Source organism: Pseudomonas sp. J380 (assembly GCF_009827115.1).
GTDB lineage: Bacteria > Pseudomonadota > Gammaproteobacteria > Pseudomonadales > Pseudomonadaceae > Aquipseudomonas > Aquipseudomonas paracarnis.
On record NZ_CP043060.1, the window covers coordinates 955,195 to 974,917 of the forward strand.

The window sequence follows — 19,723 nt, forward strand, 5'->3', positions numbered from 1 at the left end:
CGCTCAAACCCGGGGTTTGAGCGGCATTTGTTTTTCTGGAAAGCCGGTTATGAAACGAGAACACGTCAAAGCCCGCCATGCCGAAGGGCAGATCTCGGCCACCCATGTCATCCAGAACCCCGCCGATCTGGGCGAGTGGATCGTATTTTTCAAGAAGAGCGGCGGGCGCAGCTACTTCCTGGTGGACGAACAGGATGAGGTCGAATCATTTGCTCGCCTGGATGACTTGATCGAAATCCTGCGGGGCCTGGGGATCAAGTTCGCTGAAGTGCACTTGTAGCAACGTTACTTGCAGACCACCACCACGCTGCGGCCTTTGAAGTTGCCCACGTCCTGGCCCAGGGTCTTGTCGCTTTCCTTGAGTGCCGGCGTGCCATTGGTGCCGACGATGCGGTAACCGGTGCCCGCGCAGGAGGCGTCCGCCTTCTCGTAGCAACTGGCCCATGAATTGGCCTCGCCCGAGCAGTCGATGGTCAGGCCTTGCTCGCCATTTTTCAGCAGGGTGTCGGAGGCGGTGGTGCAGCCGGCGAGTGCCAGTACCGCGGTCAGTGCCAGGATTTTTTTCATAGAGGGGGTCGTCATCGAGGGTATTGGAAGGGCGCGCTGACACTGTCGTGGCGTTGTTGAAGATTATAGCGAACTGCCATCTAGGTACAGACAAACACAAAAAAGCCCCGTTTAACGGGGCTTTCAAAGCAGTGCAAAGAGGCTTACTTGGTTTTCGGCCGCTTGCTCGATGCATGGCCTGCCTCATCCACAAACACTTCGGCGACGGCGATCGCCATGCTTTCGGACTCGAATACGCCGGCAACGCTGTCACCGTGAAAATTGATCAAGTGCCAGCCGTCTGCTCGCTTAGTGATCAGGTAGCCGTTTACACCTTTTGGTTCTGACATCTGTTGGCAATCTCGTGGTCTTGGTTCAAGGCGCCCATGATAGCGCCAAATGCCGGGGCAGGGCGCAAGTTGTTGCGGGTCAGTGCCAGGGGTGCAAAAGCGTGCTAAAACCATTGCAGCCCTTTCAAACAAGGGGTCGACGCGAGTTCTGACCAACCGTTGGTGACACCCATTGCAGGATCAGCGGAACTTACGCCGACATTTTTTCTCTATGATGACATCGCAACGCCAGCAGAACCCCATTGTAAGGTGACTGCGGCCTGATTAGACTGCGCCGAATTCCGTACGCACAGCCCTTTGTAAGGACTCATATGATCAAGAAATGCTTGTTCCCAGCAGCCGGTTACGGCACTCGCTTCTTGCCAGCGACCAAAGCCATGCCCAAAGAAATGCTGCCAGTGGTGAACAAGCCACTGATTCAGTACGGTGTGGAAGAGGCTCTGGATGCCGGTTTGAACGAGATCTCCATCGTCACGGGTCGTGGCAAGCGCGCGCTGGAAGACCACTTCGACATCAGCTATGAGCTGGAAAACCAGATCAAGGGCACCGACAAGGAAAAATACCTGGTCGGTATCCGCAAGTTGCTCGACGAGTGCTCGTTCTCCTACACCCGTCAGACTCAGATGAAAGGTCTCGGCCACGCCATCCTTACCGGTCGCCCGCTGATTGGTGACGAACCCTTCGCCGTGGTCCTGGCGGACGACTTGTGCGTCAACCTGGAAGGCGACGGTGTGCTGACCCAGATGGTCAAGCTCTACCAGAAATACCGTTGCACCATCGTTGCGGTGATGGAAGTCAACCCAACCGAAACCAATAAGTACGGTGTTATCGCCGGTGACGATATTGGCGATGGCCTGATCCGCGTACGCGACATGGTCGAGAAACCAGCGCCGGAAGACGCGCCATCGAACCTGGCGATCATCGGTCGTTACATCCTCACGCCGGACATCTTCAAGCTGATCGAAGAAACCGAGCCAGGCAAGGGTGGCGAGATCCAGATCACCGACGCTCTGCTCAAGCAAGCCAAAGACGGCTGCGTGATTGCCTACAAGTTCAAGGGCCAGCGTTTCGACTGCGGCGGCGCTGAGGGCTACATCGAAGCGACCAACTTCTGCTACGAGCATTTCTACAAGACGGGCAAGGCTTACTGATTCACGCTTGCCGGTACGTTTTAAGCGAAAGCCACCTTCGGGTGGCTTTTTCGTTTTTCAGCCCCATGTAAGTCGGTATGCTGGTGTCCTGCCGAGGAGAGTGAAATGGCCTACGATTTTGACCTGTATGTAATTGGCGCCGGTTCCGGCGGTGTTCGTGCGGCGCGCTTTGCCGCGGGCTTTGGCGCCAAGGTGGCTGTGGCCGAGAGCCGCTACCTGGGTGGCACCTGTGTGAACGTCGGCTGCGTGCCAAAGAAGCTGTTGGTGTACGGCGCGCATTTTGCCGAAGATTTTGAGCAGGCCAGCGGCTTTGGCTGGTCCCTGGGCGAGGCGAACTTTGATTGGGCGACCTTGATCGCCAACAAGGATCGCGAGATCAACCGCCTCAACGGTATCTATCGCAACCTGCTGGTCAACAGCGGCGTGACCCTGCATGAAGGGCATGCACGCCTGGTCGATGCCCATCAGGTGGAGATCAACGGTGAGCGCTTCACTGCCAGGCACATCCTGATCGCCACCGGCGGCTGGCCGCAGATCCCTGAGATTCCAGGGCGCGAGCACGCCATTGGCTCGAACGAGGCGTTCTTCCTTAAAGAGCTGCCCAAGCGCGTGCTGGTAGTGGGTGGTGGTTATATCGCCGTTGAGTTCGCGGGCATCTTCCACGGCTTGGGCGCGCAAACCTCATTGCTGTATCGCGGTGACTTGTTCTTGCGCGGCTTTGACGGTTCGGTGCGCAAACACCTGCAAGAAGAGCTGACCAAGCGCGGCCTGGACTTGCAGTTCAATGCAGACATCGAGCGCATCGACAAACAGGCCGACGGCAGCCTCAAGGCCACTTTGAAGGATGGCCGCGTGCTGGAAGCCGATTGCGTGTTCTACGCCACTGGCCGCCGTCCAATGCTGGATAACCTGGGCCTGGAAAATACCGGGGTCAAACTGGACGAACGCGGTTTCGTCGCGGTGGATGATCTCTATCAGACCGCCGAGCCGTCGATCCTGGCGATTGGCGATGTGATTGGTCGTGTGCAACTGACGCCGGTGGCCCTGGCTGAAGGCATGGCCGTGGCGCGGCGGTTGTTCAAGCCCGAGCAATACCGCCCGGTGGATTACGCCAATATCGCGACGGCGGTATTCAGCCTGCCGAATATCGGCACAGTCGGCCTGACAGAAGAGGATGCACGCAAAAATGGCCACAACGTGCAGATCTTTGAAAGCCGGTTCCGGCCGATGAAGCTGACCCTGACCGATTGCCAGGAAAAGACCTTGATGAAGCTGGTGGTCGACGCCGACACCGACAAAGTACTGGGTTGCCACATGGTCGGCCCGGATGCGGGTGAGATCGTGCAAGGGCTGGCGATCGCGCTCAAGGCGGGCGCGACCAAGCAGCATTTCGATGAAACTATCGGCGTGCATCCTACGGCGGCGGAAGAATTCGTCACCATGCGCACGCCTGTAGCGGACTGATCAGGTTGGCTCTGCTGCCTCTGGCGCCGTTGCAACGACGGTCGCCAGGCGCAGGGCTTCGATGCTTGCCTGGGCCTTGACCAGGTCCAGCTCAAGCGCCTTGTTGTGCTGCTGATACTCCAGCAGTGATGCTTGGCGCGATTGGCTGTCCAGCACGGCAACCCGCAGGCGTTCCTGGAGCAGGGTGCGCTCGCTGTCGATCTGGCTGAGCTGCTCCTTGAGTTTCAGCTGTAGCGCCTGGTCCTGGCGAGCTTGCTCCTGCAGCGCTTTCAATTCCTTGGTTGTCACTCGCTGCTCACTCAGTAGGCGCTCGTTGTCGCGATGCAGTTGGGTGATTTCGTCCTGGCGCACCAGTGCGCTTTGCTGCGCCTGACGCAATTCGGCCTGTACCTGTTGCAACTGGCCCTCATGGCGACGCTGTTCCTGCTCGCGCTGCTCCTTGATGGCAGTGCGGTAATGCTCAAGCGCATCGCGGGCGTGCAGGTGTTTTTCTTCCAGTGAGCGAATCTGCTCGTCTTTGTCGTTGAGCCTCAGCTCGTAGTCGCTGCACGCCTGGCTCAACCCGGCGTTACGGGTTTGCTCGGTCTGCAGGCTGGTGCTGGCGGTTTGCAGCGCCGCGCTTTCTTCAGCGAGGGCAGCGGCCTGGATATCAAATTGCTGTTTGAGCTGGGTGTGCGCTTCTTCCAGGGTTTCTACCTGGGCGAGCAGGGCGGCTTTTTGTTGCTCGAATTGCGCCAGGGCCAGGTCGATCGGCTCTTGGGCCTTCTCTTTCAGGCGTTGGGACAGGCGTGCAACTAGCTCGCCCAGCTCATCATCAATCGGTGCTTGGGTGATGGTCTGGCGCGTCTCGCTTTCGTCCAGCTCTTTCAAATAGCGATGAATGGTGGTTTTCGAACCGGTATTGCCCATTTCGATACGCACCGCATCGATGCTGGGGTTTTCGCCACGGGCGAGGATCGCCAGGCGTGCCGTTTGCACTACTGCTTTGTTTATGCCGCCGCGAGCCATGGGGTCTCCGTCGATTTAGTACTGTGGTACGTGGTATGTATATTCATACTATATCATAATTGAAAACTCGTTGAAATTCATGATTTAACAGATGGGATATTGGCGTATTATCTCGTGTCATAAGCATTTTCATCAGCCATCCACCCTTCAGCAGTACGAAAAGACGCCTATGAGCGACCTCGACCGATATCTCAACGCCGCCACTCGCGACAACACGCGCCGCAGCTACCGCGCGGCGATCGAGCATTTCGAAGTCAGTTGGGGAGGGTTCCTGCCGGCCACCAGCGAGAGTGTGGCGCGCTACCTCGTGGCGCATGCCGGGGTATTGGCAGTCAACACCTTGAAATTGCGGCTCTCGGCCTTGGCGCAATGGCATACCAGCCAAGGGTTTGCCGACCCGACGAAGGCGCCGGTGGTACGCAAGGTGCTCAAGGGCATCCGCGCTGTGCACCCGGCGCGGGAGCGGCAGGCCGAGCCTTTGCAGCTCACGCAGTTGGAGCAAGTAATCGCTGCCCTGGACATTGAAGCCAAACAGGCCAGCGAGCGTCACGACCAGCCGCGCTTGCTGCGGGCCAAGCGCGACGCTGCGCTGATTCTGCTGGGCTTCTGGCGCGGCTTTCGCAGTGATGAGCTGTGCCGATTAAGCATTGAGCACGTGCAGGCCGTGCCAGGCGCAGGCATCAGCCTGTACTTGCCACGCAGCAAAAGTGATCGTGAAAACCTCGGCAAAACCTACCAGACCCCAGCGTTGCTGCGGCTGTGCCCGGTGCAGGCTTATAGCGAGTGGCTCAGCGCCTCGGCTTTGGTTCGCGGCCCGGTGTTTCGCGGCATTGACCGTTGGGGCAACCTGGGTGAGGAGGGCTTGCACCCCAACAGTGTGATCCCGTTATTGCGCCAGGCCCTTGAGCGCGCAGGCATCCCCGCCGATCAATACACCAGCCACTCCCTGCGTCGGGGTTTCGCCACTTGGGCGCATCGAAGTGGTTGGGATTTGAAGTCGCTGATGAGTTACGTCGGCTGGAACGACATGAAATCTGCGATGCGCTATGTTGAAGCGACGCCGTTTCTAGGCATGACCCTGGCAACCCAAGCGCTGATTTGAGATTTTTTCTATTAATAGCGTCGTCTGATAGAGAAACCCAATCGTCAGCATCAGGTTTGCCAATGAGCCATCGACCGAGAGAGCCGGTAGGATTCACCTCATCAACTTCTTAACCCCTGACGGAGAGTCAACGATGCCTATCATCAACAGCCAAGTAAAACCGTTTAAAGCCACCGCTTTCAAAAACGGCAGCTTCGTCGATGTGACCGACGCTGACCTGAAAGGCAAGTGGTCGGTTGTCTTCTTCTACCCAGCCGATTTCACCTTCGTCTGCCCGACCGAACTGGAAGACCTGGCTGACAACTACGCCGAATTCCAGAAGCTGGGCGTCGAAATCTACAGCGTTTCCACCGACACCCACTTCGCCCACGCTGCCTGGCACAACACTTCGCCAGCCATCGGCAAAATCCAGTACACCATGATCGGCGACCCAACCCTGACCATCTCCCGCAACTTCGACGTACTGATCGAAGAAGCTGGCCTGGCAGACCGCGGCACCTTCGTGATCAACCCAGAAGGTCAGATCAAGATCGTTGAACTGAACGACGGTGGTGTAGGCCGTGACGCTTCCGAGTTGCTGCGCAAGATCAAGGCTGCTCAGTACGTTGCCGCCCACCCGGGTGAAGTGTGCCCAGCCAAGTGGAAAGAAGGCGAGGCCACTCTGGCGCCGTCTCTGGACCTGGTCGGCAAGATCTAAGTCTGTGAACGCGTATCAAGGGCGGGTATCCGCACTTAAGTAAGCTGCATCCGCCCTCAAAACGCCCGGGCGAGATTCGCTCGGGCGTTTTTTTGTCTGCAATAAACCGAATGAACAGGAAATCGCCCGTATGTTGGACGCCAATCTTAAAGCTCAGTTGAAGTCATACCTGGAACGGGTCACCCAGCCGATCGAGATCGTCGCCTCCCTCGACGACGGTGCGAAATCCCAGGAAATGCTTGCTCTTTTGCAGGACGTAACCAGCCTATCCACGCTGATTACTCTGAACACCGATGGCAATGATGGGCGCAAGCCATCGTTCTCCATCAACCGCCCGGGTGCCGAGATCAGCCTGCGTTTCGCCGGTATCCCCATGGGCCATGAATTTACTTCGCTGGTGCTGGCCCTGCTGCAAGTCGGTGGCCACCCGTCGAAGGCCAGTGTCGAAGTGATTGAACAGATCCGCGCCCTCAAAGGCGAGTTCAGCTTCGAGACTTACTTCTCGCTGTCGTGCCAGAACTGCCCGGACGTGGTCCAGGCGCTGAACCTGATGGCCGTGCTGAACCCGAACATCCGCCACGTTGCGATTGATGGCGCGCTGTTCCAGGCTGAAGTCGATGAGCGCCAGATCATGGCGGTCCCGAGTGTCTACTTGAACGGGGTCAACTTTGGCCAAGGCCGTATGGGCCTTGAAGAAATCCTCGCCAAGCTCGACACCAGCGGTATCGAGAAAGCCGCGGAGAAAATCAGCGCCAAGGATGCCTTCGACGTCCTGGTAGTTGGCGGTGGCCCGGCCGGGTCTTCGGCTGCCATCTATGCGGCACGTAAAGGTATTCGTACCGGTGTGGCGGCTGAACGCTTTGGTGGCCAGGTGCTGGACACCATGTCCATCGAGAACTTTATCTCGGTACAGGAAACCGAAGGGCCGAAACTGGCCAGCGCACTGGAAGCCCATGTGCGTCAGTACGACGTGGACATCATGAACCTGCAACGCGCCAGTAGCTTGATTCCGGCAAAAAATGCCGGTGAGCTGCACGAAATTCGCTTCGAAAGCGGTGCGACCCTCAAGTCCAAGACCGTGATCTTGGCGACAGGCGCGCGCTGGAGAGAGATGGGTGTGCCCGGTGAGCAGGAATACAAGGCCAAGGGCGTGTGCTTCTGCCCGCATTGCGATGGCCCGCTGTTCAAGGGCAAGCGTGTGGCGGTGATCGGCGGCGGTAACTCCGGCGTGGAAGCGGCCATTGACCTGGCCGGTATCGTCAGCCATGTCACCTTGCTTGAATTCGACAGCAAGCTGCGCGCCGATGCCGTGTTGCAACGCAAGCTCTACAGCCTGCCGAACGTGGATGTGATCACCAGCGCGCTGACCAGTGAGGTCAAAGGCGATGGTCAGAAAGTCACCGGCCTTGCCTACAAGGACCGCGACACTGGTGAGTTCAAGACCATCGACCTGGAAGGCATCTTTGTGCAGATTGGCTTGCTGCCCAACACCGACTGGCTCAAAGGCAGCGTAGAGCTGTCGCCGCGTGGCGAGATCATTGTCGATGCCCGTGGCGAGACTTCACTGCCTGGCGTGTTCGCCGCCGGAGACGTAACGACTGTGCCCTACAAGCAGATCGTGATAGCAGTAGGCGAGGGCGCCAAGGCTTCGTTGAGCGCGTTCGATCACTTGATCCGCACCTCTGCTCCGGCGTAGTCCTGAGCTGCAAATAAAAAACCCCATGAGCGATCATGGGGTTTTTCTCGTTCCCACGCCCGGCGCGGGATTCTCGTTCCCACGCTCCGCATGGGAATGCATCCGGTGACGCTCCCCGTCACGCAGTGCTTATTACATCGGCGCCGGCTGGATGATCTCCACCCAATAAGCATCCGGGTCTTTGATGAACGCGAGGCTCTTCATACGGCCATCCGTCAGGCGTTTCTGGAAGTCGCAACCCAAGGCTTCGAAACGTTCGCACGCCGCGACAATGTCCGGCACCGAGATGCAGATATGACCAAAACCACGCGGGTCGGTGTTGCCGTTGTGGTAGGCAAAGTCGGCATCGTTTTCGGTGCCGTGGTTGTGGGTCAGTTCGAGAATGCCCGGAATCGACTTCATCCACTGAGTGCGCTCGGCCGCGTCGGCCGGGATCTGGGCCTTGTCCACCAGGGCCAGGAAGTACAGGCTGAATTCGGCTTCCGGGAAGTCACGTTTCTCGACCAGGGAGAAACCCAGGATGCGCGTGTAGAAGTCCAGCGACTTGGTGATGTCCTTGACCCGCAACATGGTGTGGTTGAACACAAAGTTCGCCGTGGCGCTGTCGGGTTGGGCAGTGACGCCCGGGAAGGTGTTCAATTCGTGCAGGCTCATGGGCCCTCCAGAAAAAATGTGAGATGAGCGGTCCATTGGCTTGCGGCCTGCGTCCATGCAGGCGGGCCATGATACGCAAGCCGCACCGGGTGCGCCAAATGAAAAAGCGCGCCCAACCCTTGCAGTCAGCGCGTGCCGGGCCGCACACTTTGCCGCTGGAACCTTGGGTGTTTTTGCAATGATCGAGTTTCGTAGGCCACTGTTGAGTGCTGTGTGCGTGTTGTTGGGCAGCCCGTTTGTGCTGGCCGCCGAGCCGGAAGTCCATTGGCCCAGCGGTTGGCAGGTCGAGGAAGTAGTGCCTGACGGCGAGCTCCTTGCCAAACCCCAAGCAGTGTCCCGGCAGCGAGCGATCAAGAATGATGAAAATGGCGCCACGTTGATGGTGATGGAGTTGACCGGAACGCCGATTGAGGCCGGCCATAAAGTTAATCTTCCCGGCGTGTTGCTGGAGATGCGCAAGTCGATCCAGAAAGACTTTGCCCGTGGCGGTTATCAAAGCGTGTGCAGCAAAATGCACCCCACGACATTGAGTCGTCTTGATGCGCTGGAAACTACCTGCGTGATTACCGAGAACGGTCGACACGTATTGTCGCAAACATTAGTCGGTGCGCTGGATATCGACAAAGCCTATGTTTTTTCATACGCAGGCCAGGCGCAAGCGTACGAGGCGAGCAAGGAGGAAGTCAGTCTGGTGCGCAACAGTCTGAAACTTTGACAGGTTCAAGCTGAGCGAATTTGAACAATACGAACCCTGAGTTAAGTTCGATTTCGAACCGTTAGAGCAAAAAAAGCCCCGCGTATGCGGGGCTATTTTTTAGTACATGTTTCAGCCGCGAAGCCAGGAGTCTACAGTGGCGGCGCCGTACTGCTCTTTCCAGGCTTTGAGGCCGCGGTGGTTGCCACCTTTGGTCTCGATCAGCTCGCCGGTGTGCGGGTTGTGGTAAACCTTGACCACCCGTGCGCGGCGCTGTTTTGGCGCCGCGGCGGCCGGTGCGCCGCCTTTGCGTGGCGCTGGATCGAGGATGGCGATCACATCGCGCAGGCTTTTGTCGTATTTGCCCATCAGCGTCTTGAGCTTTTCTTCGAATTCGATTTCTTTCTTCAGGCCAGCGTCGTTCTTCAAGGATTCCAGCTGGGCAAGCTGCTCTTGAAGGGCTTTTTCTGCTGCGCGAAATTCGGCGAGTCTGGACAAAATCTATACTCCAATAATGTAGTTGCTGATATCAACTGCAGACAAAGCTATAAGCCAAGAACGTTAAGCCACGTCAACGAAAAAGACCCTTCTGCGAGTTCTGCACAGGCAGAAAAAATTGTAGTAGTTAATTCATCTCGAGTAAATCATGTCTTTTAAAGAAAGACCAATCTTTCATGGTAGGTGGTACACGGCTATTCAACGATACCCAACGATTTAATGAATTCATCGCAGGGTAATGGTCGACCAAACAGGTAACCCTGTAGGAAATCCACGCCCTGGGCAACGAGGTATTCACACTGTTGGGCTGTTTCTACGCCTTCGGCAACAATGCCTAGATCCAGCTTGACCGATAACTCTATGATGCTGTCGAGAATATGCCGCGACAACGCATCCGCACCGATCATGGCGACAAAGCTTTGATCGATCTTCAAGTAGTCGACATTGAAATTGCGCAAATAGCCCAAGCTGGAGTGGCCGGTGCCGAAGTCATCAATGGCGATCATGACCCCCATTTGATGCAGCGCCTCGAACAGGCGGCGGGTGGTCTCGGTGGGTTCGATCAGTTCCCGCTCGGTCAACTCCAGCACCAGGGTGACCTGGCCGGGCGGGAACGTGGCGAGGAATTCTCGGCAGTCCTGCACCAGTGCCATGTCCTGGCAATGGCGCGCTGTGATGTTCACGCCGATATGAAAGCCAGGGCTGAAACGTGCAGCATGGGGCGCCAATTGCGCGGCGGTCTGGCGCAGCAGGGCACGGGTCATCGGCACGATCAGACCAGAGTCTTCGGCCAGGGGAATAAACAGGTCCGGGCGCACCAGGCCTTCTTTGGGATGCTTCCAGCGCATCAGAACCTCACAGCCGGCCCATTGGCGTGTGTCACCCCGTACCACCGGTTGGAAATACGGGATGAACTCATTGGCTCCCAAGGCGCGTTGTAACTCGTGGGTCGGCGCGGACGAGCGTTTTTGCAGCCAGTGAGCGAGCAGCCCCGCCAATATCCCGAAGAACACCACCAGGCTGAACAGCGCCGGATACCGCGCCTGCATGTAGCGCCAGACTTCACCCTCGGGCATCCCTGCCTCGACACTGTATTGATAGCGCTCGGAAGCCAGGCGTTGTGGCGCCACGGCAAATACCGGCAGCGCGCCTTGATGCACCTTGCCGTCGGCACCCAGCCAGTTCGGGCCGACGTGCAGTACCAAGTGCGCGTAACGGCTGATCAGGCGCAAGGCGTTGGTGAGGTGGTAACCGTCAACCGAGGCAAACGCGCCTTGATCGCCTTCCACCAGGCGATACACCAATAGCGCGGTATCGGGTGTAACGGGGTTGCCATTCATCAACCACAGGCGCCCATCGACATAGTCGTCCGGGTTGACGGGCGATTGGTAGCGACCGCCAAACAACGAACTGCAATAGATGTTTTTCTGCCAGGACAGCGTCGTGGCCCGCACAAACGGCCGGCGCGTGACTTGTTCACGTAGCGCCAACTTGGCGACGCTGTCACAAGGTTTACCGGCCAGCGGCAGCAAAGCCTGGGCAGCGATGGCGGTATTGTCCAGCATCAGGTCGAACTGGCGCACCGCTTCCTGAGCGGTTTGCGCTGTGCTTTGCTCGAGCGTGCGTTCGGCTTGCCAGTAAAGAATTACCACCCCCAACAGAATGGGCAGCAGCCCGCACAGGGTGCTGATGAAATAGCGTGCGGCTCGGCTTCGTGGGCCTTTGACGGTCAGGGGCATGGGAGCAGTCAATCGTGAAAAAGAGAGTGGGCTCTGCCGATGATAGATGGCATTGCACGGGGCTGCTCACTTGTTTAACGCCTACTGACCTAGCCGTTCGGTCAGTTGTGGCGGGCACTTCAACTTGGCAACATAAACTTCATTGCAAAACGTAAGAGACTCGGTAGCCCTTAATCCCTACAGCCTCTTTCATAGCCGCTCAGCCCAATTTTGGCGGGAGGGCCGCGTCTCGCCCTTCGATTGATGAGTCATGGCTTGCAACTCTTTCACTGACATTCACGAGGAAGTATCTGTAATGAAAACTATCGCATTGGCCGTTGTATTTCTGGCGGTCACCGGCGTTGCCGCTTTGCCTGTTGTCGCCGCAGACGGCAAGATCACCTTGACCGGTGAAATCACCGGCACCACTTGCAGCATCAGCGGTGGCACGGGCTCTGCGCCCGGCACCAGCCCGGACTTTTCGGTGCCACTCAACAAGGTCCAGGCCAGCGCGCTCAAGGCGCCCGGCCAGACTGCCGGGGCGAAACCCTATTACATCCATGTCGGTTCCTGCCCGAAGGATACGACCGTCGCCGTGATGTATGAGAGCAGCAGCCCCGCGATCAATCCGGCGACCGGTAACCTGGTCAACCAGGCACCCGCCAAGCCGACGCCTGCCACCCTCGTTGAGGTGCAACTTGTGGATGGCGTCACCCACCAGCCCATGGATTTGCGCCTGGGCCAGAACTCCAGCCCCGCGAAAGTCCCGGCAAGCGGCGAGGTGTCGCTGCCCTTTGCTGCCCAATACATTGCCACGGGCACTGCTACGCCAGGCCCGGTCAGTACGCAAGTGCTGTATTCGGTGACGTTCCCCTGATCGAGGCCCCGTTGCCTGGCCGTGCGCCAGGCAAGGACAGACGAAATGCTTGCCCGGACATTGCTAGTGACCCCCCTGCTGAGCGCACTGCTGACCAGTGTCGGGTTGCTGTCCGCCGCTCACGCCGGCGTAGTGATCGACGGCACGCGGCACATCTATCCGCAGCAGCGTCGAGAAATCACGCTGCGCCTGACCAATGACGATCAGCGAGCGCCGCGCCTGGTCCAAGTGTGGCTGGACCAAGGCGACCCGGCGCAAGACCCCACCGGCAGCGACGTGCCGTTCAGCCTGTCGCCACCTGTGTTTCGCATGGACGCGGGCAAAAGCCAGGTAGTGCGACTGGTGTATACCCAGGACCCACTGCCGGATGACCGCGAATCGTTGTTCTGGCTCAACGCCTTGGAGATACCGCCCAAGGTCAACGTGGCACCGGGCAGCCCGCAAGAGGCCCCTTCGAACCACCTGCAGTTCGCTTTTCGTATCCGCACCAAAGTGTTTTTCCGCCCGGCCCAATTGCCGGGCTCCGCGGACGAGGCGCCCACCCACTTACGCTGGACCCTGCACCGGAGTGCCCAGGGGCCGCTACTGGAAGTGCACAACCCATCGGCTTATCACGTGACCTTCAATGAGGTTGCCTTGGCCATGGGCTCGGGCCCGGGTGCTCGCCTGTTACCGGCGGGAGAGGGCATGGTGCCCCCCGGCGGCAGCCTGAAGCTGCCCGTCAAGGATGTCGCACAAGCAATACCCGCCGACGCCCAGGTGCATTTCAAATACATCAATGATTACGGCGCATTCTCCGTGCCGCAGCGTGCTCCCCTGAAGTTCTGATCATGTATGCCTTATTGCAAATACCCGTTCACCGCTTTACGGCCTGGCTGTTTGCCAACCCCAACTTACTGCTGTGGCTGGGCCTGCTCAGTACCTTATTGATGTCGGCAGAAGCCGCGCCACTGGTGTTTGACATCGAGGCGTTCGCCAGCGGCCTGTCCTCTTCGGCAGATATCTCACGCTTCAATACCAGCAACGTGTTGGCGCCAGGTGTTTACCGCGTAGATGTGATGCTCAACGGGCAATCGATGGGGCGCCGCGAGATCACCTTCGCCCCCCTTGCCGGACAGGACGACGCCCAGCCTTGCCTGAACGCTGCCGAGCTTGGCCAACTGGGGGTTTCTGTGCAGGCGCTGGCGGATAACACCGAGCATGCCTGCCGGGATTTTGCCGAGTGGATACCCATGGCCAGCAGCCGCGTCGATATCGAGACCCTGACCCTGGATGTCAGCATCCCGCAGATCTATATCAACCGTTCCGCGCGCGGCTACATTGACCCGTCTGAATGGGACAATGGCATTGACGCCGCGCTGCTCAACTACAACTTCAGTGCCGCGACGGCGACAGCGGGCGCCGGTGAGGATCGTGGCTACCTGGGCCTCAACGGCGGTCTCAACCTGGGCGACTGGCGACTGCGCCATCAGGGTGGGCAGGCGTGGGCATCCGGTAGCGGCCTGGCGCGTTATCAACACACCGCCACCTACCTGCAACGGTCCCTTGGCGCCTGGCGTTCACAACTGACCGTCGGCGACAGCTTCAGCAGTGGCCAGATCCTCGACGGTGTGCGTGTACGCGGCATCACCCTGGCCACCGATGACCGCATGCTTGCCCAGTCGCAACAAGGCTATGCGCCTCAGGTGCGAGGCATTGCCGACAGCAATGCAACGGTGACAGTGCGCCAGAACGGCTACACCCTCTACGAAACCACAGTGGCCCCGGGGCCGTTTGTCATCGATGACCTGTACCCCACCGGGTACGGCGGCGACCTGCACGTCAGCGTCACCGAGGTCGACGGCCGGCGCAGCAGCTTCGTGGTGCCTTACTCCGTGGTGCCTTACCTGCTGCGTGACGGTGCCAGCCACTACAGCGTGACCTTGGGGCAGTTGCAGCAATACGGCGTCAGCGATGCCAGCCCGCTGATCTTGCAGGGTACGCTGCAGCATGGCCTGGGCGATCGTCTGAGCGCCTATGGTGGCAGTACGCTTTCCCCAGGCTACGGCCAGGCCAAAGCCGGCCTGGCGATGAGTACTCCGATTGGCGCGTTCTCCCTCGACAACACCCACTCGCGCACTCAGGTTCGGGGGCTGGGCGTCGTCGGCGGGCAAAGCTGGGGCCTGGCCTATAACAAGAACCTGCCGTTCTCGGGAACGCACTTTGCGCTGGGCGCCTATCGTTTCTCCACGGACGGGTACCTGAACCTGCCTGATGCGCTCAATGTGCGGGAACTGGCCCGCCAAGGCGGGAGTATCAACAGTTACGCCAGGCAGAAAAGCCGCCTCGACCTGACAATCAGCCAGCAGTTGGGCGCAGGCTCGCTGAGCCTGTATGGCAGCTCCATCGACTACTGGGCGGGCCGCCAAGGGCGCCAGACATCCTTCACTCTCAGTTATGCGGCTAATTGGAAGTCACTCAACTGGAACCTTTCGGCGCAGCGCTCGCGTGTCAGTGAAACCCATCAATTGAACGATCACGAGCGCAGCGACGAAATCTTTTTTGGCCGGTCGGCGCAAGCCGGGCGCGTGGATAATCACCTGGTGCTGACACTGTCCATGCCATTGGGCGCAGGAACGCGTGCGCCAACCCTGAGCAGCAGCCTGTCGCACGATGCTGGCGATTCACGCGGCAGCCAGCATCAGGTGGGAATCAATGGTTTGCTGGGTGACACCGGTGAAGCCAGCTACGGGCTGACTGGCAGCCGTGGCACGGGCCACCAGCAAGGCTCCAGCTTCAATGCCTACGCGGGCTATCGCAGCCGGGCTGCGAGCCTGCGGGCCGGCTACGCCCAGGCCCGCGACAGTTCGCAACTATCCATGAGTGCCGATGGCGGGCTGATAGCCCACGAGGGTGGCGTGACCTTCGCGCAAAACCTCGGTGAAGCCTCGGCACTGGTGTATGCGCCGGATGCACAAGGTGCCCGGCTCGGCAGCAGCGGGGCGCGTATCGATAAGCAGGGTTATGCGGTGCTGCCAGCCCTCAGGGCTTATCAGCGCAATGAAGTAGATATCGATCCCGAGGGCATGCCCATGGATGTCGAACTCAAGGAATCGAGTCACGCCGTGGTGCCGACGCTGGGAGCCGTCTCACTGGTCAGGTTCGAGACCGTCAGTGGCCGTGCCGTGGTGATCAAGGCCACTCATATGGGTGGCAAGCCGTTGCCATTTGCCGCGCAAGTGTTTGACGAGCGCGGCGTCGAAATCGGCGTGATCGGCCAGGCTGGCAAGGCTTTTGTGCGCGGGGTTGCCGACCAGGGGCGGTTGACGGTGCGCTGGAATGCAGGGGCGGCTGACCAGTGCTTCATCCATTACCGTCTGCCGCCGCGCAGGCCCGAGCAACGCCAGGAAAGCGCGGACCAGTTGGTCAGTCAATGTGCCGACCATGGTGATGCGGACGAGGAGCGCAGTTGATGACTCATCGATTGCTCCGCGTGCTGCTTGGCCTGGCCCTGGCGGTGCAGACAGTATTGGCCCATGGGGAAATCGTCATTGACCGCACGCGCATCATTTACCCGGCCAGCGCCGCTGGGGTAACGGTCAACCTGCACAATGAGGCCGACGGCCCGCGATTGGCCCAGGTGTGGATCGATGCGGGGGACCCGCAGGTCGCGCCCGAGTCCAGTGATGTGCCCTTTACGGTGACCCCGCCGATCCTGCGCCTGGATGCCGGCAAGCACCGCGCATTGCGGGTGATGTACCACGCGACCCAAGACAAGGCCATGGCCGTGCCTCAGGAGTTGGTGTACTGGCTGAATGTGCTGGGGATCCGCCCGTCTGTCGACACCGGCAACCAGCTGCAATTTGCCTTTCGCACACGGATCAAGCTCTTCCTGCGCCCGGACGCGTTGCCAGGCCAAGCGCAGCAGGCGGTGGATACGTTGCAGTGGCGCCTGGCGGGCGACGGCCCGGTCCTGCAGGTGCGCAATCCCAGTGCCTTTCATGTGACGCTTTCCAGCGTATTGCTGACCGTGGATGGCGTCGAGTACCACAGTGAGGCCCCGCCGATGCTGTTGCCGCGCTCGGTTGCCCGCATCGTGCTGGAGGGCCCGGCGCCGTGGGGGCAGGGTACGGTCGCGCTGCGATTTACCACCCTGGATGACCATGGCATGACGCGTACGCACACAGTGTCTTTGGGGCACACGAAGGATTTGGCGATATGAACGGTGTCCGGCAATTTACGTTCAGGTTTTTACAGATTGGCGTGTGCTTGAGTATTTGCGCAGTCGCGATGGACGCACAGGCGCATTTCAATGCAGGCGTCTGTACCCCCCAAGCCCCGGTGACGCTGTTCGTCCCGCCCATCACCCTGCCTGACAACCTGCAGGTGGGCGAGGCGATTGGCTACCCAAGTGGCTATGACTTCGCCGGCAATGGCTTTGTCATGCGGTGCCGCTACACCGACTGGCCATTGTCGCAGCCGGTGTCGGCCAACCTCAGCGTGGTCAATTCGCCGGCGACCGGCATGACGTTCAACGCAAATGGGCTGACGTTGCCCGTCTATGCGACCAGCTACCCTGGCGTCGGGTTCGTCATGATGGCCGGGGATCCGTCCCAGCATTTGAAGGTCATCACCCACACCGGCGTCACGCTGTTGGACACCAAGCACAACAAACCCAATGGCTGGGGCCTGCAAGGGCGCGTGTATCTGGTGGCGACGGGCCCGATCACCTCGGGCACCATCCCTGGGAACACAGTCGCCAGGTATATGCTGACCAATGTCAATATCGAAAGCCCCGGCGCTGCCTCGGTCAACTTTGCCGATACGGTGATATTGCCGCCGCAAAAGCCAACTTGCCGGGTGACCACGCCGTCGCTTGCAATGCCGCTGGGGCAGGTGCCCAGCCGTGATTTCAAGGGAGTCGGCAGCAGCGCCGGCAGCGTTAGTCGCGACATAACCCTGGACTGTGCCGGCGGCACCGGCGGCATCCTGGATGTATGGATCACCGTGACTGACCAGACGGAACCCGGCAACCGCAGTAACCAGTTGTCCTTGACCCGCAACTCGCACGCCCGCGGCGTCGCCCTGCAATTGCTCAGTGGCGATCGGTTGGTAAGCTATGGGCCCGATTCCTCCGGCGTGGGCAACCCGAACCAATGGCAGGTCGCAAACACGGGCAACGGCGCCCTGACGATTCCCTTGACCGCCCGTTACGTTCAAACCGCGTCGACCATCAAGCCTGGTACCGCCAACGGCCTGGCCTCGTTTACCCTGAGTTACCGGTGAGCCCCGGGATCAGGGTACAGCGTTTGCGCCAGTGCGATAAACGCCAGGGTTGCGGGAGAGGCCTGGCGGCGATCCAGCACCGCCAGGCCTATGCGGCGCGGTACGCCCGGTGACAACGGGCGGGCAACGTAGCGCTGGTCGGCATCGGCCGGCAGTGAGCCCTGGGCCACGATACTCAGGCCGTCGCCGCGGCTTACAGCTTCCAGGGTAGTAAGTAGCTGAGTGCAGCGATAACGCACTTTAGGTTGCAACTGCGCTTCACCAAACAACCGCGTGACCAGCTCTGCTGAGCCTGCCTCGGTCAGGATGAACGGGTCATCGCACAACGCTTTCAAAGGTACCGCCATGCTTGCCGCCAAGGCATGGCCGACCGGTATCAGCGCCACCAGTTGGTCTTCGAGCAGGGCCACGGTGTCGAAGCGTTCCTGCTCCAGTACCACGAAGCCCACATCCACCCGGCGCTGATCCAGCCATTGAACGACCTGCCGGTCCGGCCCTTCGTCTATATGTACCTCGATACCCGGATAGTCCCTTCGAAAGTGGCTGAGAATGGTTGGTAGCAAACGGTTCGAAGCGGTGGGGCCGAACGACCCTATACGCAATGTACCGCGCTTCATCCCGCGGGCATCGGCGGCTTCCTGCTGCAAGGTGTTGGCCAGGCCCAGCATGCCCCGTGCGCGCCCAAGTAACTGCGCGCCGATATCGCTCAGTTCCACCAGGGTCTGGTGCCGGCGAAACAACTCTACCCCCAGTTCCTGCTCCAGGGCCTTGATCGCATGGGACACCGCCGATTGGCTGATGCCCAGGCGATGCGCCGCACTGGTGAAGCCTCGGAGTTCGGCGACCAGGGAGAAGATTTCCAGCTGGGTCAGGGTCATGAGTAAAGCCTTGTTTTACGATGAGAGATCATTAGTAAAAGAATAGTCCCATCCTTTCTCACGTTGAGCACATTCTTATGCATGCCCGCGAAGGCCTCACTTACCTGAAGCTGGCCGCTGTCACCATGATCTGGGGCGGGACCTTCGTCGCCGGGCGCTTTCTGGCCGATCACGTGGACCCGCTGCTCGCGGCCTGCCTGCGGTTTATCCTGGCCAGCCTCGCGTTGCTGCTGTTCCTGGCCTGCGCGCGCATCCCACTGGCGCGCCCAACTACAGGGCAAATGGCGCGGCTGGTACTGCTGGGCCTATGCGGCATCTTTTTCTACAACCTGTGTTTTTTCTATGGCCTTCACTACATCAATGCGTCGCGGGCGTCCTTGATCGTGGCATTGAACCCGGCAGTGATCGGCCTGGCGTCCTGGTTGTTGTTCAAGGAGCGCCTGGGCCGGGCCAAGTGGCTGGGTATCGGGCTGTGCCTGGTGGGGGCGGCTGTGGTGATCGTGAGCCGCAATCCCAACCTCATGCAGGGGGCCCGCAACGCTTGGCTCGGTGACCTGTTGATCCTGGGCTGCGTAATGGCCTGGGGGGCCTATTCGCTGCTGTCTCGGGAACTCAACCAGACGTTGGGGCCGGTGCAAACCGTCACTTGGTCGGTGCTGTGGGGTACGCTGATGTTGACCCTTGCCACCCTCGCCACCGGTCGGCTGACGCTGCAAGGTTTCAGCGCGCTGCAGCTGGCGCAGTGGTACAGCCTGCTGTACCTGGGTGTGCTGGGTTCGGCCCTGGCCTATATTGGTTACTACGACGGCATCCGGCGAATCGGCGCGACCCGCTCCGGGGTGTTCATCGCCCTCAACCCGCTGACAGCGGTGATATGTAGCGCGTTGCTGCTGGACGAAGCCTTGACGGTGCCGATGCTGGCGGGTGGCGCGGTCATCCTGTTGGGCATCTACCTGTGCAACAAACCCCTTGCGCGGGGCAGGGCAATGGGGATTTGATAAGAGTACGGACAAACCTGGTTACGCTGTGTAGAATCAGTTTACGCATACAAGAATATGGACTTGCGCTCACGCAAGCCTCGGCCGTCAGAGACTGATGACACCATGAAGCTACTTGGCTCCCCCC

General features: G+C 59.7%; 20 protein-coding genes. 13 read left to right on the forward strand and 7 right to left on the reverse strand.

The features are described from left to right. Positions 1-49: 49 nt before the first annotated feature. Entirely contained in the window at positions 50-280 is a 231-nt protein-coding gene (locus FXO12_RS04510; protein WP_034127497.1) for a hypothetical protein, read from the forward strand. 5 nt (positions 281-285) lie between these two features. Here the strand turns inward: FXO12_RS04510 and FXO12_RS04515 are convergent, their stop codons facing one another. Then, positions 286-567 carry a hypothetical protein gene (locus tag FXO12_RS04515; RefSeq protein ID WP_003191312.1) on the reverse strand — a complete coding sequence of 94 codons (282 nt, stop codon included), beginning with the start codon at positions 565-567 and terminating at the stop codon, positions 286-288. 143 nt (positions 568-710) lie between these two features. Then, positions 711-896, reverse strand: coding sequence for a hypothetical protein (locus FXO12_RS04520; protein ID WP_034127495.1), 186 nt, complete (start codon positions 894-896; stop codon positions 711-713). A 311-nt stretch (positions 897-1,207) separates the two neighbouring features. Here FXO12_RS04520 and galU point away from each other — a divergent pair, with 311 nt between their 5' ends. Further along, positions 1,208-2,047, forward strand: a complete 840-nt coding sequence (gene galU, locus FXO12_RS04525; protein WP_003173830.1) for a UTP--glucose-1-phosphate uridylyltransferase GalU — start codon at positions 1,208-1,210, stop codon at positions 2,045-2,047. A gap of 105 nt (positions 2,048-2,152) precedes the next feature. Beyond that, on the forward strand, positions 2,153-3,511 hold the full coding sequence (gene gorA, locus FXO12_RS04530; RefSeq protein ID WP_054898428.1) for a glutathione-disulfide reductase: 1,359 nt from the start codon (positions 2,153-2,155) through the stop codon (positions 3,509-3,511). Here gorA and FXO12_RS04535 read toward each other — a convergent pair whose 3' ends face one another. Then, entirely contained in the window at positions 3,512-4,519 is a 1,008-nt protein-coding gene (locus FXO12_RS04535) for a DNA-binding protein (RefSeq protein ID WP_054898429.1), read from the reverse strand. A 169-nt stretch (positions 4,520-4,688) separates the two neighbouring features. On the opposite strand from FXO12_RS04535, the gene FXO12_RS04540 reads away from it, so the two are divergent. From FXO12_RS04540 to ahpF, 3 genes are all read left to right on the forward strand, one after another. Beyond that, on the forward strand, positions 4,689-5,621 hold the full coding sequence (locus FXO12_RS04540) for a site-specific integrase (protein WP_057975850.1): 933 nt from the start codon (positions 4,689-4,691) through the stop codon (positions 5,619-5,621). Between the two features lie 133 nt (positions 5,622-5,754). Further along, positions 5,755-6,318: an alkyl hydroperoxide reductase subunit C gene (ahpC, locus tag FXO12_RS04545; protein ID WP_003191303.1), complete on the forward strand. Its 564-nt coding sequence runs from the start codon at positions 5,755-5,757 to the stop codon at positions 6,316-6,318. A 130-nt stretch (positions 6,319-6,448) separates the two neighbouring features. Continuing rightward, complete coding sequence (gene ahpF / locus FXO12_RS04550) at positions 6,449-8,014, forward strand: alkyl hydroperoxide reductase subunit F (protein ID WP_057975852.1); 1,566 nt, start codon at positions 6,449-6,451, stop codon at positions 8,012-8,014. A gap of 132 nt (positions 8,015-8,146) precedes the next feature. On the opposite strand, the gene gloA is transcribed toward ahpF, so the two are convergent. Beyond that, positions 8,147-8,668 (reverse strand): lactoylglutathione lyase, encoded by a 522-nt coding sequence (gloA, locus tag FXO12_RS04555; protein ID WP_054919070.1) that lies wholly within the window; start codon positions 8,666-8,668, stop codon positions 8,147-8,149. A 178-nt stretch (positions 8,669-8,846) separates the two neighbouring features. On the opposite strand from gloA, the gene FXO12_RS04560 reads away from it, so the two are divergent. Further along, positions 8,847-9,383 carry a DUF4946 domain-containing protein gene (locus tag FXO12_RS04560; protein WP_057975854.1) on the forward strand — a complete coding sequence of 179 codons (537 nt, stop codon included), beginning with the start codon at positions 8,847-8,849 and terminating at the stop codon, positions 9,381-9,383. Positions 9,384-9,494: 111 nt separating this feature from the next. On the opposite strand, the gene FXO12_RS04565 is transcribed toward FXO12_RS04560, so the two are convergent. Together FXO12_RS04565 and FXO12_RS04570 are read right to left on the reverse strand one after the other, a co-directional pair. After that, positions 9,495-9,860: a histone-like nucleoid-structuring protein, MvaT/MvaU family gene (locus FXO12_RS04565; RefSeq protein ID WP_014718508.1), complete on the reverse strand. Its 366-nt coding sequence runs from the start codon at positions 9,858-9,860 to the stop codon at positions 9,495-9,497. A gap of 194 nt (positions 9,861-10,054) precedes the next feature. Beyond that, positions 10,055-11,599, reverse strand: a complete 1,545-nt coding sequence (locus FXO12_RS04570; RefSeq protein ID WP_057975856.1) for an EAL domain-containing protein — start codon at positions 11,597-11,599, stop codon at positions 10,055-10,057. A 295-nt stretch (positions 11,600-11,894) separates the two neighbouring features. Here FXO12_RS04570 and FXO12_RS04575 point away from each other — a divergent pair, with 295 nt between their 5' ends. The 5 genes from FXO12_RS04575 to FXO12_RS04595 are packed head-to-tail and all read left to right on the forward strand — an operon-like array spanning position 11,895 to position 17,720. After that, a complete protein-coding gene (locus FXO12_RS04575; protein WP_054898434.1) occupies positions 11,895-12,455 on the forward strand; it encodes a fimbrial protein in 561 nt (186 codons plus the stop codon). A 45-nt stretch (positions 12,456-12,500) separates the two neighbouring features. Continuing rightward, entirely contained in the window at positions 12,501-13,283 is a 783-nt protein-coding gene (locus tag FXO12_RS04580; protein ID WP_034127487.1) for a molecular chaperone, read from the forward strand. Between the two features lie 2 nt (positions 13,284-13,285). Continuing rightward, positions 13,286-15,907, forward strand: a complete 2,622-nt coding sequence (locus FXO12_RS04585) for a fimbria/pilus outer membrane usher protein (RefSeq protein WP_057975858.1) — start codon at positions 13,286-13,288, stop codon at positions 15,905-15,907. After that, positions 15,907-16,656 carry a molecular chaperone gene (locus tag FXO12_RS04590; protein WP_054919065.1) on the forward strand — a complete coding sequence of 250 codons (750 nt, stop codon included), beginning with the start codon at positions 15,907-15,909 and terminating at the stop codon, positions 16,654-16,656. Before FXO12_RS04585 ends, FXO12_RS04590 begins: the two co-directional genes overlap by 1 nt. Positions 16,657-16,703: 47 nt before the next feature. Next, positions 16,704-17,720, forward strand: coding sequence for a fimbrial protein (locus FXO12_RS04595; RefSeq protein ID WP_131672159.1), 1,017 nt, complete (start codon positions 16,704-16,706; stop codon positions 17,718-17,720). Here the strand turns inward: FXO12_RS04595 and FXO12_RS04600 are convergent. Continuing rightward, the gene (locus FXO12_RS04600) at positions 17,711-18,598 is read right to left on the reverse strand and encodes a LysR family transcriptional regulator (protein ID WP_057975860.1); all 888 of its coding nucleotides are present in this window, start codon (positions 18,596-18,598) and stop codon (positions 17,711-17,713) included. The two genes, FXO12_RS04595 and FXO12_RS04600, sit on opposite strands and share 10 nt — an antisense overlap. 77 nt (positions 18,599-18,675) lie before the next feature. Here FXO12_RS04600 and FXO12_RS04605 point away from each other — a divergent pair, with 77 nt between their 5' ends. Continuing rightward, positions 18,676-19,596, forward strand: coding sequence for a DMT family transporter (locus FXO12_RS04605; RefSeq protein WP_057975862.1), 921 nt, complete (start codon positions 18,676-18,678; stop codon positions 19,594-19,596). Positions 19,597-19,723 lie beyond the last annotated feature (127 nt).

Bases quoted from the DNA above. Each gene is read 5' to 3' on its own strand.
- FXO12_RS04575 (WP_054898434.1), top strand. From the start codon at position 11,895: ATGAAAACTATCGCATTGGCCGTTGTATTTCTGGCGGTCACCGGCGTT.
- ahpF (WP_057975852.1), top strand. From the start codon at position 6,449: ATGTTGGACGCCAATCTTAAAGCTCAGTTGAAGTCATACCTGGAACGG.
- FXO12_RS04570 (WP_057975856.1), bottom strand. From the start codon at position 11,599: ATGCCCCTGACCGTCAAAGGCCCACGAAGCCGAGCCGCACGCTATTTC.
- FXO12_RS04540 (WP_057975850.1), top strand. From the start codon at position 4,689: ATGAGCGACCTCGACCGATATCTCAACGCCGCCACTCGCGACAACACG.
- FXO12_RS04535 (WP_054898429.1), bottom strand. From the start codon at position 4,519: ATGGCTCGCGGCGGCATAAACAAAGCAGTAGTGCAAACGGCACGCCTG.
- gloA (WP_054919070.1), bottom strand. From the start codon at position 8,668: ATGAGCCTGCACGAATTGAACACCTTCCCGGGCGTCACTGCCCAACCC.
- galU (WP_003173830.1), top strand. From the start codon at position 1,208: ATGATCAAGAAATGCTTGTTCCCAGCAGCCGGTTACGGCACTCGCTTC.
- FXO12_RS04580 (WP_034127487.1), top strand. From the start codon at position 12,501: ATGCTTGCCCGGACATTGCTAGTGACCCCCCTGCTGAGCGCACTGCTG.
- FXO12_RS04510 (WP_034127497.1), top strand. From the start codon at position 50: ATGAAACGAGAACACGTCAAAGCCCGCCATGCCGAAGGGCAGATCTCG.
- gorA (WP_054898428.1), top strand. From the start codon at position 2,153: ATGGCCTACGATTTTGACCTGTATGTAATTGGCGCCGGTTCCGGCGGT.
- FXO12_RS04520 (WP_034127495.1), bottom strand. From the start codon at position 896: ATGTCAGAACCAAAAGGTGTAAACGGCTACCTGATCACTAAGCGAGCA.
- FXO12_RS04515 (WP_003191312.1), bottom strand. From the start codon at position 567: ATGAAAAAAATCCTGGCACTGACCGCGGTACTGGCACTCGCCGGCTGC.
- FXO12_RS04590 (WP_054919065.1), top strand. From the start codon at position 15,907: ATGACTCATCGATTGCTCCGCGTGCTGCTTGGCCTGGCCCTGGCGGTG.
- FXO12_RS04560 (WP_057975854.1), top strand. From the start codon at position 8,847: ATGATCGAGTTTCGTAGGCCACTGTTGAGTGCTGTGTGCGTGTTGTTG.
- FXO12_RS04585 (WP_057975858.1), top strand. From the start codon at position 13,286: ATGTATGCCTTATTGCAAATACCCGTTCACCGCTTTACGGCCTGGCTG.
- ahpC (WP_003191303.1), top strand. From the start codon at position 5,755: ATGCCTATCATCAACAGCCAAGTAAAACCGTTTAAAGCCACCGCTTTC.
- FXO12_RS04605 (WP_057975862.1), top strand. From the start codon at position 18,676: ATGCATGCCCGCGAAGGCCTCACTTACCTGAAGCTGGCCGCTGTCACC.
- FXO12_RS04600 (WP_057975860.1), bottom strand. From the start codon at position 18,598: ATGACCCTGACCCAGCTGGAAATCTTCTCCCTGGTCGCCGAACTCCGA.